Source organism: Micrococcus sp. UYEF5 (assembly GCF_040546065.1).
Lineage (GTDB): Bacteria > Actinomycetota > Actinomycetes > Actinomycetales > Micrococcaceae > Micrococcus > Micrococcus luteus.
Genome location: NZ_JBEPNB010000003.1, coordinates 185,460 through 201,051, shown reverse-complemented (window position 1 = coordinate 201,051; position 15,592 = coordinate 185,460). Strand labels below are relative to the sequence as shown.

12 protein-coding genes are annotated in these 15,592 nt (G+C 75.3%); 2 read left to right on the top strand and 10 right to left on the bottom strand.

Going from position 1 to position 15,592, the window contains the following annotated elements; translation table 11 throughout:
- Positions 1-36: 36 nt before the first annotated feature.
- From ABIB16_RS04560 to ABIB16_RS04535, 6 genes are all read right to left on the bottom strand, one after another.
- Positions 37-1,101, bottom strand: a complete 1,065-nt coding sequence (locus tag ABIB16_RS04560; RefSeq protein ID WP_144879414.1) for a polyprenyl synthetase family protein — start codon at positions 1,099-1,101, stop codon at positions 37-39.
- Complete coding sequence (locus ABIB16_RS04555) at positions 1,098-2,498, bottom strand: geranylgeranyl reductase family protein (protein ID WP_082836653.1); 1,401 nt, start codon at positions 2,496-2,498, stop codon at positions 1,098-1,100. Before ABIB16_RS04555 ends, ABIB16_RS04560 begins: the two co-directional genes overlap by 4 nt.
- Positions 2,495-4,432, bottom strand: coding sequence for a 2-succinyl-5-enolpyruvyl-6-hydroxy-3-cyclohexene-1-carboxylic-acid synthase (gene menD / locus ABIB16_RS04550; protein WP_041104939.1), 1,938 nt, complete (start codon positions 4,430-4,432; stop codon positions 2,495-2,497). Before menD ends, ABIB16_RS04555 begins: the two co-directional genes overlap by 4 nt.
- A 116-nt stretch (positions 4,433-4,548) precedes the next feature.
- The gene (locus ABIB16_RS04545; RefSeq protein ID WP_354436069.1) at positions 4,549-6,705 is read right to left on the bottom strand and encodes a PhoX family protein; all 2,157 of its coding nucleotides are present in this window, start codon (positions 6,703-6,705) and stop codon (positions 4,549-4,551) included.
- 228 nt (positions 6,706-6,933) lie between these two features.
- Entirely contained in the window at positions 6,934-8,007 is a 1,074-nt protein-coding gene (locus tag ABIB16_RS04540) for an o-succinylbenzoate synthase (RefSeq protein ID WP_250161724.1), read from the bottom strand.
- 80 nt (positions 8,008-8,087) lie between these two features.
- Complete coding sequence (locus ABIB16_RS04535; RefSeq protein WP_250161723.1) at positions 8,088-8,774, bottom strand: hypothetical protein; 687 nt, start codon at positions 8,772-8,774, stop codon at positions 8,088-8,090.
- A 110-nt stretch (positions 8,775-8,884) separates the two neighbouring features.
- Here ABIB16_RS04535 and ABIB16_RS04530 point away from each other — a divergent pair, with 110 nt between their 5' ends.
- On the top strand, positions 8,885-9,745 hold the full coding sequence (locus tag ABIB16_RS04530) for a phosphatase PAP2 family protein (RefSeq protein ID WP_041104931.1): 861 nt from the start codon (positions 8,885-8,887) through the stop codon (positions 9,743-9,745).
- 126 nt (positions 9,746-9,871) lie between these two features.
- On the opposite strand, the gene ABIB16_RS04525 is transcribed toward ABIB16_RS04530, so the two are convergent.
- Genes ABIB16_RS04525 through ABIB16_RS04515 form a run of 3 tightly spaced genes read right to left on the bottom strand, consistent with a single transcriptional unit; the run spans position 9,872 to position 13,595 of the window.
- On the bottom strand, positions 9,872-11,344 hold the full coding sequence (locus ABIB16_RS04525; RefSeq protein ID WP_041104054.1) for a dihydrolipoamide acetyltransferase family protein: 1,473 nt from the start codon (positions 11,342-11,344) through the stop codon (positions 9,872-9,874).
- Positions 11,341-12,390 (bottom strand): alpha-ketoacid dehydrogenase subunit beta, encoded by a 1,050-nt coding sequence (locus ABIB16_RS04520; protein ID WP_041104052.1) that lies wholly within the window; start codon positions 12,388-12,390, stop codon positions 11,341-11,343. The genes ABIB16_RS04525 and ABIB16_RS04520 overlap by 4 nt, the downstream gene beginning before the upstream one ends.
- 2 nt (positions 12,391-12,392) lie before the next feature.
- Positions 12,393-13,595 (bottom strand): thiamine pyrophosphate-dependent enzyme, encoded by a 1,203-nt coding sequence (locus ABIB16_RS04515; protein ID WP_041104050.1) that lies wholly within the window; start codon positions 13,593-13,595, stop codon positions 12,393-12,395.
- Between the two features lie 187 nt (positions 13,596-13,782).
- Here ABIB16_RS04515 and ABIB16_RS04510 point away from each other — a divergent pair, with 187 nt between their 5' ends.
- The gene (locus tag ABIB16_RS04510; protein WP_036316705.1) at positions 13,783-14,256 is read left to right on the top strand and encodes an Lrp/AsnC family transcriptional regulator; all 474 of its coding nucleotides are present in this window, start codon (positions 13,783-13,785) and stop codon (positions 14,254-14,256) included.
- Between the two features lie 21 nt (positions 14,257-14,277).
- On the opposite strand, the gene ABIB16_RS04505 is transcribed toward ABIB16_RS04510, so the two are convergent.
- The gene (locus ABIB16_RS04505; RefSeq protein ID WP_052520069.1) at positions 14,278-15,576 is read right to left on the bottom strand and encodes an MFS transporter; all 1,299 of its coding nucleotides are present in this window, start codon (positions 15,574-15,576) and stop codon (positions 14,278-14,280) included.
- Between the last annotated feature and the right edge of the window lie 16 nt (positions 15,577-15,592).

Below are 15,592 nucleotides of genomic sequence, written 5' to 3'. Positions count from 1 at the left end.
CGAGGCGGCGACGCCGCGGAGCCGCGGACCACGGCGTCAGGCCGAGCGCCCGACCACGTAGTCGGCGAACGCCTCGAGCGCCGCCTTCACGGCGGAGCCCGGCAGCGGGGCGAGCGCCTGCTTGGCCTGTTCCGCCCAGCCGCGGGTGATCTCCCACGCCTCGTCGATGGCGGGGTGGCCCGTGAGCGCGGCGACGGCGGCGGCCAGCTGCTCGTCGGTGTCGAGCGGCCCGTCCACGAGCGCGCGCACCCGGCGGGCGTCCTCGGCCTCCGGCCCCTCGCCCTGCGCGGCGCGGGCCAGCAGCAGCGTGGTCAGGGTGGGCACGCGCTCGCGCAGGTCCGTGCCGGGGACCTTGCCGATCCGCTCGGCGTCGCCGGTGAGGTCGATCAGGTCGTCGGCGAGCTGGAAGGCCAAACCCACCTTCTCGCCGTACGCGCGCATCACCTGGACGGCGGCCTCGTCGGCCCCGCCCAGCAGCGCGCCGAGCATGCCGGCCGCGGCGATCAGCGAGCCGGTCTTGCCGGAGAGCACCGCGTAGTAGTGCTCGATCGGGTCCGCGCCCTCGGCCGGGCCGCGGGTCTCCCACAGCTGGCCCTGCACGAGGCGTTCGAAGGTGTCCGCCTGGATCTGCACGGGCCGCGGGCCGAGCTCGGCCATGAGCTGGGAGGCGCGGGCGAAGATCAGGTCGCCGGCCAGGATCGCCGCCGAGTTGCCCCACAGCCGGTGGGCGGCGGGGGCGCCGCGGCGCACGGGGGCCTCGTCCATCACGTCGTCGTGGTACAGCGTGGCCAGGTGCGTCAGCTCCATCACGACGGCGGCCTGGCGGGCGGGCGCGTCCACGTCGGCGACCTCGCCGGAGGCCAGGGCGGGGTCGCCCAGGAGGGAGGCGAGCACCGTCAGGACCGGACGGACCCGCTTGCCGCCGGCGGCCATCAGGTGGTGGGCGGCGGTGTCGGAGAACAGGTCGTCGAAGCCGAGGGCGGTGTCCAGCTGCTCCTCGACCTGCTCGAGCGCGGTCAGCACGACCTCCAGGACACGGCCGTGCTCGGCGAGGGGTTCGAAGCCGGAGGGCAGGGCGAAGCCGGGGTCTGCGGTGGTCACCGGGCAAGCCTACCCAACGGCGCGCCGCCCGCGGTCGTCAGCGCGGGGGTGAGGGCCTCGAGGACGCGGACGGCCCGGTCGACGGCGTCGCCGCCCCGCGCGTCCACCGTGTTGCCCATGACCTTCACCGCGGCCCGCAGCAGCGGGGGTGCGGCCATCCCGGCGCCCAGCGCCGCCTTCATCACCCGCGGATCGCCGATCAGGCGGGCGAACCGGGCGCCGAGGGCGAAGTGGCGGCCCCACAGGTGCTGGGTGATCACCGGGTAACGGGACAGGATCGCGTCCGCGGCGCCGTCGGTCCCGGCCGCGTGCGCCTGCACCGCCAGGTCCGCGGCGAGGCGGGCCGCCTCCATCGCGAACCCGATGCCCTCGCCGTTGAACGGGGACACCATGCCGGCCGCGTCGCCCACCAGGAGCATGCCCGGCACGTGCTGCGGGGTGCGGTTGAACGCCATCGGCAGGGCCGCGCCGAGGATCCGCGAGGTGCGCGTCTGCTCGGCGATCCCCCAGTCCGCGGTGAGCGCCCCGGTCCAGGACTTCAGCAGCCCGCGGTAGTCCAGCTTCCCGAACTGCGGGGAGGTGTCCAGGATGCCCAGGCCCACGTTCACGGTGCCGTCCGCGAGCGGGAACAGCCAGCCGTAGCCGGGCAGCGGGTTGCCCTCGGCATCCGGCAGGCGCAGCCAGGACTCCATCCACTCCCCCCGGTCGCCGGGCGGGGCGGGGATCGCCCCGTCGACGGCGGCGCCGGCGGTGTAGTAGGCCCGCACGGCCACGCCCATGGGCCGGTCCTCGCGGCGGTGCAGGCCCGCGGAGACGGCGGCGCGGGCGGAGACGCCGTCGCACGCGAGCACGATCGGTGCGGTGAAGCGGGCGGTCTCCCCGGTCTTGCGGCCGTTCGGCGCGATCAGCTCCGCGTCCAGCCCGACCACGCGTCCGGCCTCGTCCCGCACGACGCCGGTGACGGCGTGCCGCTCGCGGACCTCGGCGCCGCGGGTGCGCGCCAGGTCCGCCAGGAGGGCGTCGAAATCGCGTCGGGTGCGCGTGAGCGCGTAGTCCGGCCACGTCTGGGTGGGCGCCCACGGCACGTCCACGCTGCGCTCGCCCGCGCGCAGCCGCAGGCCGCGGATGACGCGCCAGCCGCCGTCGTCGCCGGGCTCACCCCGGTGGGGCACGCCGAGCAGCTGCAGCTCCCGGACCGCCTGCGGGGTCAGGCCGTCGCCGCAGACCTTCTCACGCGGGTGCGCGGTCTTCTCGAGCACCACCACGTCCAGCCCCGCCGCGGCGAGGTGGGCGGCGGCGGTGGCGCCGGCGGGGCCGCAGCCGGAGATCAGCACGTCGGCACGGCGCACGACGGCGGGGGTCGAGGCGGGCGCGGGCGACGTCGGCGTGCCGGTCACTGGGGGGCCTCCTCGGCGGCGAGCTCGGCGGTGGGCGGGGCGGGGGCCGGGCCGGCGTCCGGCGCGGGGTCCGGGACGGGGCACGCGGGCGGGAACGTGGCGCGCACCGCCGCGGCCAGGGCGGCGGCGACGCGCGGGCGGTCGGCGCGGTCGCAGCGGACCTCGAGCAGACGCCGGCCGCGCACCGGGTCGGACAGGGCCCGGACGAGGTCGACGCGGTCGGTGACCCGCGTGTGCGGGAGGCCGTACGCGGCGGCCAGGGCGGCCAGGTCCACGCCGTGCGGGGTGCCGAAGAGCCGTTCGACGGGGTCCGCCATGCCGGGCGCCTCGGCCACGGCCCCGTGTTCGAGGCTCGCGAAGATCGCCCCGCCGTCGTCGTTGACGACCACGAGGTCGAGGTCCGGCTCGGTCTCGGTGGGGCCCACGAGCAGGCCGCCCGCCTCGTGCAGGGCGGTGAGGTCGCCGAGCAGGGCCACGGTCCGCCGTCCGCGCGCCAGTGCGACGCCCGCGGCCGTGGAGACGGTCCCGTCGATCCCGGCGAGCCCGCGGTTGGCGTACACCTCCGCGTCCGGCGCCGAGGGGGGCCGCCAGGTCAGGTCCACGTCCCGGATCACCGAGGACGAGCCCAGCACGAGCGGACCCCGGACCATGGCGGCGCTCACGTGCGCCACCGTCTGCGGGCTGAGCCGGTCGCCGGCGTCGGTGGTGACGAGCGCGTCCTCCACGGCGGCCTGGGCGCGCATCGAGGCGTGCTGCCACGCGGCGAGCCAGCCGGGCTCGCCCTGCCCGGCGAAGGCGGCGAGCTCCTCGAGGGTCTCCACGGGCGTCTCCCGGCGCCGGCCCGGCTCGAACCATGGTGCGGGCTCGGGGGCGTGCAGGGCCGTGGCGACGTCGGGGCGGGCCAGCAGGGCGTTGACCGTCCGGGTGAGCGTGGGCCGGCCGAACAGCACGACCCGTTCGATGCGGGCGGCAAGGGGGTGTGCGTCCGCGTCGCGCCCGCCGGCCGCGCCCAGCAGGAGCGGATAGGCGGCGATGGCGTTGGCGGAGAACCGCGCGTTCGACGACGGCTCGGCCAGCAGGGGCAGGCCCAGGGACAGCGCGAAGGCCGCGGCCACGGGGCCGGCGCCGTGGCAGGCCAGCACGACGGTGCGCCGCTGGTCCAGGCGGGCGACGTCCAGCTCGGGCAGCCCCGAGAGCACCGCCCCGGGCGCCCGGTAGGCCGACGCGGCGGCGGCCGGGCTCGCGCCGGTCGGGGCGACGGCCGGAGCAGGGGTGTGCGGCGCCGCGGCGGCGCCCATGGCGGCCGCCTCCTCAGGACTCGGCACGAGCGGGTCGCGGAAGTGCAGGTTCAGGTGGACCGGCCCGGCCGGGGCCTCTGCCATCGTCACCGGACCGGGCGCGCCGTCGTCGGAACCGGCCTCGGCGACGACCCCCTCGGCCGCCAGCAGGGCCCGGCGCACGGTGGCCCGCACGTGGCGCAGATGCTGCTCGGCATCCACGCCGTCGGCGGCGTCGCAGCCGAGGGAGGCGGCATGGCGGACGTGCGTGCCGAACACGCCCCTCTGGTCCGTGGTCTGGTTCGCGCCGGTGCCGTGCAGCTCGGGCGGACGATCCGCGGTCAGCGCGATCACGCGCGTGCCGGCGTGGATGGACTCCATCAGGGCGGGCAGCAGGTTCCCGACGGCGGTGCCCGAGGTGGTCAGCACGCCCACCGGGCGCCCCGAGGCCAGCGAGAGCCCGTGGGCGAGGAAGCCGGCCGAGCGCTCGTCCACCCGCACGTGCAGGCGGACCTCGCCGGCGCGCTCGAGGGCCGCGAGCGCGTAGGCCAGCGGGGCGGAGCGGGAGCCGGGGCAGACCACCGCGTCCCGCATGCCGGCGTCGATCAGGGCGGTGGCGACGGCGCGTGCCACGGAGAGGGAGTCGACGGAGGTCATGGTGGCCACCAGTCTAGGCCCGGGCGCGGACGGGCCCCGGACGCGGCGAGGCCGCCACGGTGACGCGGTGGCGCCGGCCGTGACGGCCTCGTCGAGGGTCCTCGCGGAGGCGGGGGTCAGCCCTTCGGGCCCTTGCCGTTGCCGTTGCCCTTGCCGTTGCCCTTGCCGTTGCCGTTGCCGTTGCCCTTGCCCTTGTTGCCCTTCTCCTTGCCGGCGCCCTTGCCGATGCCGTTGTTCCCGGTGGCGTTGAACACCTGGACGACGCACGGACGCGGGGCCGCGACCTTGTCGCCCACCTGGACCGGGCCGGTCGGGCTCAGGAAGTCCGGGAAGGAGGAGGTGTGCGCGCCCCAGGTGCCGTCCTCGCCCGGGTGCTGGACGTTGACGAACACGGAGTTGTCGCGGTCGTGGATCACGGGGCCGCAGGTCTCGGCGTCGCGGGGGACGGCGAGGAACTGCTGGACGCGGCCGCGCTCGGCGCCGTCGAGGGTGACCTTGTGCAGCGCGTCGGCGTAGCCGATGGTGCCGGGCTGGCCGTCGGTGGAGATCCAGAGGTTGCCCTCGGAGTCGAACGCCAGGTTGTCCGGGCAGGAGATCGGGGAGACCTTCTCCTTCGGGTAGCCGGCGAAGTAGGCCGAGGAGGAGACCGCCGGGTCGCCGGCGAGCAGCAGGATGACCCAGGTGAAGGTGGTGGAGGTGTGATCCCCGCCCCGCTCGGTGATCTCGATGACGTGGCCGTCGCGGTTGCCGATGACCGGGTTGGCCTCGTCCACGGCGGTGCGCTTGGTGTTGTTGGTCAGGGCCGCGTAGACCTTGCCGGTGACCGGGTTGGTCTCGACGTCCTCCGGGCGGTCCATCTTGGTGGCGCCCATCTTGTCTGCCGCGAGGCGGGTGTAGACGAGGACCTCGGCCAGGGACATGCCCGGGACGAAGGACGTCTTCTCGTCGGCCAGGGCGATCCACTCGCCGGAGCCGTCGAAGGCGCCGTCCGAGGGCAGGGTGCCCCTGCCGTCGATCTGGGCGGCCGGGGAGTCGCCGGAGAACTTGGCCACGTAGAGGGTGCCCTTGTCCATCAGGCGCATGTTGTGCTTCTTGTCGCCCTCGCGGACCTTCTCGGCGGAGACGAACTTGTACAGGTAGTCGTGGCGCTCGTCGTCGCCGGAGTAGACCACGGCGTGGCCGGACGGGGAGATCACGGCGGTGCCGGCCTCGTGCTTGAAGCGGCCCAGGAGGGTGTGCTTCACGGGCGTGGAGGTGGGGTCCTCGGGGTCGATCTCGACGACCCAGCCGAAGCGGTTGGCCTCGTTCTCGTAGCCGGGCTTGGTCAGGTCGAAGCGGTCGTGGACCTTCTCCCAGCCGCGGCGGGTGGCGGAGGTGGAGATGCCGTAGCGCTTCTCCTCGGCGGTGCCGCGGCCCTTGAAGTACTGGTTGAAGTTCTCCTCGCCGGAGAGCACGGTGCCCCACGGGGTGGTGCCGCCGGCGCAGTTGTTCAGGGTGCCCAGCACGCGGGTGCCGGTCGGGTCCTCGACGGTCGTGAGCAGCGCGTGGCCGGCGGCCGGGCCGCGGACCTCGAACTCGGTGGTGCCGGTGATGCGGCGGTTGCGGCGGCCACCGCGGACGTACTCCCACTGGGCGCCGCGCTTGGCGCGCTTGAGCTCCACGATGGACAGGCCGTGGGCCTGGAGGCCGACGTTGACGACGTCCTCGAAGTTCGAGGCGATGTACTCCGGGGAGAACATGATGTTCTCGTTGGTGTACTCGTGGTTGGAGACGAGGTAGCCGGAGCGGTCGTTGCCGCCGTCGGTGATGATGTTCAGGTAGTCGTTGTTGTAGCCGAACTGGGCGGCCTGCGACGCACCGGTCTGGTGCTCGATGTCGAACTCCGGGGAGTCGGCGAACAGCGGGTCGCCCCAGCGGATCACGGTGCCCCAGTCGTAGCCCTCCGGCACGGTCATGGTGTCCACGGTGCGGGTCACCGGGGCGATGGGCTCGAAGGGGAGCTTGCCGCCGCCGGTCGGGCGCCGACCGTTGTCCGCGAGCGCCTCGGGGGCCTGGGCCACCTGGGAGCCGATGACGACGGCGGCGGCGAGGCCGGTGCCGCCGACCAGGGCGGAGCGGCGGGAGATGGCGGTCTCCGCGATCTGCTGGAAGGTCGGGTTCGCCGAGGTGTTGGGCACCGGGTGGGCGCACGCGTTGCCGCACTTGAGCTCGCACGTGACGGCGGAGCGGTTGCCACGGGTGTGGCCGGCCATGGGGAGGAGGCGCTTCAGCATGACGGGGTCCTTCGCGTCGTGGGGATGGTCCGGGGTCCGGTGCCGGGCCGGAGGCGACCCCGGGGGTGAGACCGGCCGGGGCCGCCCTCACCTTGGCCCCTCACTCCGAGCGGCGAGCCACGCCCAGGTGGCCGCGAGTTGAACTCTTCCCGGCCGCCGGATTTCGTCCCGTCGACGTGCTGTAATCCGACTCACATGCCCCGCGCCGACGGGGACCGGGCGGGCCCGTCAGCCCTGCGCGGCCAGCACCGCGTGGGCCGCGCGCACGCGGTCGGCCCACCACGCCTGCCGCGCCCCGTCTGCCCGGACGCGGTCGAGCAGCTCCGGGTCGGGGGCGGGGGCCCGCTCCCCCGGCGCCGGGAGGGCCCCCGCGCGTGGGCGCCAGGCCGGGGCGACGACGTCGTGCTCGAAGAGGGCCGCGGTGCCGAGCCCGCACGCGTGCGGCAGGGACGGCAGGCAGGCGGCCAGCGCGGCGCCGCCGGCGATGCCCACGGAGGTGTCCAGCGCGGAGGAGACCACCGCGGGCAGCCCCGCGGCCGCCACGATCGCCGCGGCGCGGCGCACGCCCCCGAGCGGCTGGACCTTCACCACGATCAGGTCCGCGGTCCCGGCGGCCGCGACGGCGAGCGGGTCCTCGGCCTTGCGGACCGCCTCGTCCGCGGCGATCGGGGTGGGGACGCCCCGGGCGCGCAGCTCCGCGCGGACCTCCGCGAGGTCGGTGATGCCGGGCACGGGCTGCTCCGCGTACTCGAGGCCCACGTCGGCCAGCGCGGTGAGCACGTCCACGGCCTCGGTGGGCGTCCAACCGGCGTTGGCGTCGACGCGGACCTGCGCGTGGGGCAGCAGCGCGCGCACCCGCCGTACGCGGGCCAGGTCGGCCTCGCGGCTGCCGGGGACGAGCCCGCCCTCGGGGCCGTGTTCCGCCACCTTGACCTTGACCGCGGTGATGCCGTCGCCGTAGCGGGCCAGGACGGCCTCGACGTCGTCCGCGGCCACCGCGGGCACGGTGGCGTTGACGGGGACCGTCTCGCGGACCGGGGCGGGCCAGCCCTGCCAGCCGGCCTCGATCGCGGCGGCCAGCCACGCGGCGCACTCGTGCGGACCGTACTCCGGGAACGGGGAGAACTCGGCCCAGCCCGCCGGGCCGCGCAGCAGCAGGGCGTGGCGCAGGTCCGTGCCGCGGAACCTCACGCGCATCGGCAGGGCGACCGCGACGGCGTCGGCCAGCAGCTCCTCGACGCTCGGCAGGGCGGGACCGCCCGGCGCGCCGGGCAGCGGGGGCAGGGCGGGGGCGGTGCTCATGCGGCCAGTGTAGGAAGGGCGCTCGGCTCCCGTTCCGACGGGCGCCGGCGGGGTGGGACTGTCTGTGTCGGCGCCGACGCTCAGACGGCGCGGAGGTAGCCGAGGGCTCGGGCCAGGTCCACGGCGCGGTCGTGGGCGCCGAGCACCCCCTCCAGGCCGGCGACGACGGCGGCCGTCACCTCCTCGGTGAGATGCCAGTCGGCGGTGAACGGGTCGTCGAAGCGCGCCCACGCCGTGCCCACGGCCGCGAGCGCGCGGGTCATCTCGGTGAGGTCCCGGAAGACCGGTCGCGGCTCGTCCAGGCGGTCCTCCCAGCCCTCGTCTCCCGGGGCCATGAGCACCTGGCCGGTGGAGGCCGCGTGGATGAACGGGTCGGCGCCCTGCTTGGCCACCACGGTCCAGTCGTCGTTCCAGTCCACCAGCAGCGCACCGGTTCGGGGGTTCCACCGGTAGCCGGCCTGCTCGTCCCACAGGCGGTCCAGCGGGAAGAACATCACGGGCAGGCCGAGGGTGTCGATCTCCAGCCACTCCGGTCCCACGTAGCGGTAGAAGTCGGCCAGGTCCGGGGCGAGGGGCTCCTCGGCGGCCCACTCGATGGGCTCCTGCCGGCTCAGCCGGCCGAAGGGGGCCAGGGCGTCCCGGGCGGCCAGCAGGTCCTCGGCCGAGAGACGGGGCCGGGGGCCCGGCTCGGCACCCGGGCCGGGGGCCGAGCCGGTGGAGTCGCGGAGGGCCGGGCGATGTCCGTGGGCGGGGGGCACGCGGGTCATGGCCCCAGGCTAGGCAGGCGGCTCAGAGGCGCGGAGGACGGGACGGCGACGGGGGCGTGACCGTCCGATGAAGCCTGCATGACGGCTGCGCGTCCGACACAATGGAACCCATGCCCCCCACCGCCCGCGCCCCCCGCCGCCTCCCCTCGTGGACGTGGTGGCTGGCGCTGGCCGCGTGCGTGGCCGGCGTCGTGCTGGTCTACGCCGCCCTGGTGTGGTCCTCCGCCGGCCAGGTGCTCGAGTACCAGGTGTTCCGCGCCGTCGAGGAGCGCTACGCGGACACCGTGCCGGACGTGACCTCCCAGGTGGTGCGGATCCTGCCGCTCGCGTTGGCGGTCGGCATGGCGCTGGCCTCGCTCGGCGCGCTCGCCGTGGCCCGGTGGCGGCGGCGGGGGCTGCTCGCCCTCCTCGTGCTGGCCGGGTCCAACCTCACCACGCAGCTGCTCAAGGCGGCGCTTCCGCGGCCCGAGCACGCCGACGGGGTCCCGTGGTCCGGCGGCAACTCACTGCCCTCGGGCCACATGACGCTCGCGACGGGCGCCGCGGTGGCCGCGCTGCTGCTCGTGCCCGCCCGGTGGCGACCTCTCACCACCGTCCTCGGCGCCGTGGTGAGCTCCTGCACCGGCGCCGTCGCCTACACGGAGGCCTGGCACCGGCCGTCGGACATGGCCGCCGCGGCGCTCGTTTCCGCCGCCTGGGGCCTGCTCGCCGTGCCGTTCGCCCGGTACGACGGCGCACCGCGGCCCGTACCGCGCGGCGCCCGCGGCGTGGAGGCCACGCTCTGGTCCCTGGGCGTCGCGGGCCTGGCGGCCGGGCTGACGCTGCTGGCCCTCACCCTCGACACCCCCGCGACCAGCGGCGCAGGCCCCCACCCGGCGGCCGAGCCGGCCGGGATCCTGCTCAGCGCCTCCCCCGCGGTCCTGCTGTGGGGCGCGCTCGGCACGGCCTTTCGCCGCGGCCGCGCGGACTGACCCCTCCCCGCACGCTCACCGCACCCCCACCACGCGACGAGCCCTGCGATGTGGCGGCCTTCCGCGAGGTATGGCCGCCACATCGCAGGGCTCGTCCGGGGTCGGGGCGGGCGGGGATCGTCCGGATCAGATCCGGGCGAGGGCCGCCGTCGGGTCGTGGAGGCAGTCCGCCACGAACGTGAGGAACGCGCTCGCGGTGGCGCCGTCGGTGACGCGGTGGTCGAAGGTCACGGTCATCTCGGTGACCTTGCGGACCACGATCTCCCCGTCCACGACCCACGGGCGGTCGATGATCCGGCCGATGCCGAGCATCCCGACCTCGGGCACGTTGATGATCGGCGTGGCGCCGTCCGTGCCCAGCGGGCCGTAGTTGTTCAGCGTGAACGTGCCGCGGGTGAGCTCGGCCGGGGCGGCCCTGCCCGCGCGGGCACGGCTGACGGTGTCGTTGATCGCGGCGGTGAGCTCGTCCGCGGACAGCTTCTCCGCGTGCTCGACGGAGGGCACCATGAGGCCGCGGTCGGTCTGCACGGCCAGGCCGAGGTGGACGCCGTCGACCTCCACGATCTCGTCCTGGCCGTCCGCCCCGGCCTCGATGCGCGCGTTCATCACCGGGTACCGGCGCAGGCCGGCCAGGGTGAAACGGGCGATCAGGCCGAGCAGCGAGGGCGCGTTCTCCGGGTCCTTCGCCTTGAGCGCGACCCGCAGCTCGAGCAGGGCGGTGACGTCCACGTCCAGCCACGCCGTGACCTCCGGGACCTCGCGGCGCGAGCGGGAGAGCTGGTCCGCGATCACCTTGCGCACCCCCGAGATCGGGGTGCGGGCGACGACGGCCAGGCCGGTCCGCCCGTCCACGGCGCCCGCCTGCGCGGCGGCCGCGGCCGACGGGGCCGGGGTCGGGGCGGTCTGCGGGGTGGAGCCCTCGGCCGCGGCGAGCACGTCGGCGCGGGTGATCAGGCCGTCCGGGCCCGTGCCGGTCAGCGCGGCCACGTCCACGCCCTTCTCGCGGGCGAGCTTGCGGACGATCGGGGAGGCCACGCGCGGGGCGCCGGCCTCGGCCGTGGGGGCCGGTGTCGGGCGGGCGGCGCCGCGGCCGCGCTTGGACGGACGGCTGCGGGAGGTGGCCCTGTGGCCGGAGGTGCCGTAGCCGATGAGCACGGCGCCGGAGGCCTCGTCGTCGGAGCCGGCGACGTCGCCGTCGCCGCCGCGGGCCTTGTCCGGCTTCGGCTGGACCCCGGCCATCTCCTCCTCGCGGTAGCTCAGCGCGCCGGGGCGGGCGGCCTCGGCCGCGGCCGCACCGGTCGAAGGCGGGACGGCCTGGGCCTCGGTGCCGGCGACGGGCGCGGAGCCCTCACCGGACTCGCCGGCCTCGCCGACGGTGATCAGCGGGCTGCCGACGTCCATCGTCTCGCCCTCGGCGCCGTGCAGGGTCAGCACGGTGCCGGCGTACGGACTCGGCACCTCGACGAGGGCCTTGGCGGTCTCGACCTCGACCATGGGCTGGTCGACGGCCACGGTGTCGCCCTCGGCGACGAGCCAGCGGACGATGTCGGCCTCGGTCAGGCCCTCGCCCAGGTCGGGCAGCAGGAAGGTGTTGCTCATGCGCGGGCCTCCTCGGCGTCCAGGTCCCAGTTCAGGTCGTCGATCGCGTCCAGGATGCGGTCGATGTTCGGCAGGTGGTGCTCCTCGAGCTTCGGCGCGGGGAACGGGATGTCGAAGCCGGTCACGCGGCCCACGGGCGCCGCCAGCGAGTGGAAGCAGCGCTGCTGGATCCGGGCCACCAGCTCGGAGGCCACGGACGCGAAGCCCTGCGGCTCGGCGACGACGACGGCGCGGCCGGTCTTGGCGACCGAGGCGGTCATCGTGTCCTCGTCCAGCGGGTTCACGGTGCGCAGGTCCACGACCTCCACCGAGAGCCCTTCCTCCGCGGCCGCGTGGGCGGCGGCGAGGCAGGTGGGGACGGAGGGCCCGTAGGAGACGAGGGTGACGTCCGTGCCCTCGCGGACGACGGCGGCGCGCGCCCAGGCCTCGCCGTGCTCCTTCTTGTCCTCGACGCGGGCCCAGCCCTCCTCGAACTCTTCGCGCAGCTGGTCGAGGTCGAGCTCGGCCTTGGTCCAGTACATCTTCTTGGGCTCCATGAAGACCACCGGATCGTCCAGACGGATGGCCGAACGCAGCATCATGTACGCGTCCTTCACCGAGGCCGGGGTGTACACCTTCAGGCCCGGGGTGTGCGCGTAGTAGGACTCGGAGGAGTCGCAGTGGTGCTCCACGCCGCCGATGCCGCCGCCGTAGGGGATGCGGATGGTGATCGGCATGGGCGTGGCGCCCTTGGTGCGGTTGCGCATCTTGGCCACGTGCGAGGCGATCTGCTCGAAGGCCGGGTACGCGAACGCGTCGAACTGCATCTCGATCACGGGGCGGGCGCCGCCGAGGGCCATGCCCACGGCCATGCCCGCGATGCCGGACTCGGCCAGCGGGGTGTCGAAGCAGCGCTCCTCACCGAAGCGCGCGGTCAGCCCGTCCGTGATGCGGAAGACACCGCCGAGGGTGCCGACGTCCTCGCCGAACACCACCACCATGTCGTCGGCGGCCATCTCGTCGGCCAGCGCCGCGTTGAGCGCGGCGGCGAAGGTCAGGGTCGCCATGCTCAGGCCTCCTGGTTCTCGGAACGGGACAGCTCCTCGGCCAGCTGCGCGCGCTGGGCGGCGAGCTGCGGGGTCTGCACGGAGTAGACGTGGTCGAACAGCTCGAGCGGATCGAGCTCCGTCTCGGCGTTCATGGCGTCACGCAGCTGCTGCGCGACGTCCTCGGCGTCGCGGGCGATCTGGGCCGAGACCTCCTCGGTGAGGGCGCCGGTGGACTCGAGGTAGGCGGTCATGCGGCGCAGCGGGTCGCGCGCCTCCCACTCCTTCACCTCGGCGTCGTCGCGGTAGCGCGAGGGGTCGTCCGTGTTGGTGTGCGCCTGCATGCGGTAGGTGTCCGCCTCCACGAGGAAGGGGCCCTGGCCCTGCCGGCACAGCTCCACGGCGCGGCCCAGCACGGCCAGCAGGGCGCCGAGGTCGTTGCCGTCCACGCGCTCGCCGGCCAGGCCGTAGCCCACGGCCTTGTGGGCCAGGGACGGGGCGGCCGACTGCTTGGCGAACGGCACGGAGATGGCGAACTTGTTGTTCTGCACGAAGAAGATCACCGGCAGCTTGAACACGGCCGCGAAGTTCAGCGCCTCGTGGAAGTCGCCCTCGGAGGTGCCGCCGTCGCCGACCATGGCCAGGCACACGACCTCCTCGCCGCGCAGGCGGGCGGCCTTGGCCATCCCGACGGCGTGCAGCATCTGGGTGGTCAGGGGCGTGGACTGGATGGAGACGTGGTGCTTCTGGGGGTCGTAACCCTGATGCCAGGTGCCCTGGTAGGCCACCATCACCTCGAGCGGCGGGACGCCGCGGGCGATCACGGCCACGGTGTCGCGGTAGGTCGGGAACAGCCAGTCGTCCTCGCCCAGGCAGACGGCGGCGGCGACCTCGGAGGCCTCCTGGCCATGCGAGGACGGATAGACGGCCATGCGACCCTGGCGCACCAGGGCGTAGGCCTGGTCGTTGACGCGGCGGCCGATGACGAGGTGGCGGTAGGCGGCCAGCAGCTCCTCGTCGGAGGGCAGGGGATACTCGTGGCCGGGCTCGGTGCCCTGCTCCTCCGGGGCCAGCAGAGTGCCGTCCTCGCCGATCAGCTGGATGCGGCGGGCGGCGGGGAGCAGGTACTCCTCGAGGGAGATGCCGAAGGCGGCGCCGGCGTTCGGGCGGGTCTCGGCCTCGTCGGTCCGGACGGCCCCGGGCACGGCGGGGGTGGGGTCACTCATGGCGGGTCCTCTCGATCTGTGGCCTTCAGTGTGCCCAAGAGGGTCAATGTGTCGCTCGCCCGCCCGGGATCACGAGACAATCGAATGCAAACCAGGCACTCCATCAGACGAACTGCTATGGTGACTCGTGCCACGTAGACGGTCCGCCGCCGCGTGGCCGACCCGTCCGCCCGCCCCAGGAGGAGCCATGGCCGCCGAGCCGCTGGACCGCGTGGACCGCGCGATCGTCCGCGAACTGACGCAGGACGGGCGGATGTCCGTCGCGGCCCTGGCCGAGCGCGTGCACATCTCCCGCGCGCACTGCTACTCGCGCCTGAACCGCCTGCAGGACGCGGGCGTGATCACAGGCTTCACCGTGCGGGTCGACCCCGTCAAGGTCGGCTTCGGGGCCTCCGCCCACGTGACCATGAAGCTGCGTCAGCACGACTGGCGAGAGCTGCGCGCCACGCTCCTGGCCATCCCCGAGGTCTCCCACGTCTCCCTCGTGGGCGGGAACATGGACGTGATCCTGCTGGTCCGCGCGCGGGACACCGCCGACCTGCGCCGTGTGATCTTCGACGAACTGCAGACCCTGCCGAGCGTCGTCGACACGCAGACGTACATGGTCTTCGACGACCAGGCCTCCGGGCAGACCATCCCCCCGGACGAGACCGCCGACTGAGCCGACGGTCCGGCGCCCCGGTCAGCGGGGGCGCACGACGACGGCCGGCGGGTCCGCCACGGCCCCCGGCCCGCGCGGCAGCACCGCGGCGAACACGACCGCTCCGACACCGCAGACGACCGCGAGGGAGCCGACGCCGACGGCCAGCCCGGCCGCGGCGGTCACCCCGGACAGCAGCAGCGGCCCGGCCAGCATCCCCGCGTCGGACATCGAGCGCCACAGGCCGAGGAACTGGGCGCGCGCGTTCGGCGGCGAGTGGTCCGCCCCGAGGGTCATCACGATCCCCGCGCCGAAGCCGTTGCCGATGCCCAGCAGCACCGCCGCCGCCGCGAACGCCGTCGGCTCCCGGGTGAGGCTGATCGCCAGGAACCCCGCCCCCAGCAGGGTCAGGCACGGCACCGCCACAGCGCGCCGGCCGAAGCGGTCCATGAGCCGGCCCGAGGGGTAGAAGAGCAGCAGGTCCGCCGCGCCGGCCAGGCCGAAGACGAGCGACGCCGTCGCCGCGTCCAGGCCCAGGTGCGTGGCCCACAGCGGGATGACGGCGTTGCGCGCCGCGCGGGCGGCGGAGACGGCCACGACACCGAAGCCGGCCGTGAGCAACGCCCCGCGCCGGGCGCGCGCCACGTCCAGCAGCCGGGGTCGACCGGCCGGGCCGGGCTCCTCCCCCGCCACCGGATCGGACGCCGGCACCGGCAGATCCCGGATCCGCAGGCACAGCAGGGCGCCGACGGCCATGGCCGCGGCGGCCGCGGCGAACGCGCCGTCCAGCCCGAGCGGGGCCTGCGCGGCGGCGCCCAGGAACGGGCCCAGGAACGTCCCGATCCGCACGGTCCCGCCGAGCGTGGACATCGCGCGGGCCCGGTGCGTGGCCGGCACCGCCACCGCCAGGTACGCCTGCCGGGCCAGGTTGAACCCGGCCCCGGCCATGCCCACGGCGAGCACCGCGGCCAGGAACAGCGCCAGCCGCCCCGGCTCGGCCACCCCCGCCGCCGACGGCCCGGAGGACACCCCGGCCGTCGTCGCCCAGGCCAGGCCCGCGCCGGCCGTGCCGAGCACGGCGGAGACGACCATGGTGACCCGCTCCCCCGCCCGGGCCGCGAGCGCCGAGACCGGCCCGTTGGCCACGAGCGAGCCGAGCCCCACCAGCAGCACGACGGCAGCCGCCCGCGCCGCGTCCAGGCCGAGGGCCAGCGCCGCCACCGCGAGCGCGGGCGTCATGGCGCCCAGGCCGACGGCGTAGACGGTGGAGGGGGCGTAGATCTGCACGGCGTCGCGCAGCGCCTCCCGGGTGCGGGCGGCGGAGGCGGAGCGGGGACGCATGCCCGCGAGCGTAGCG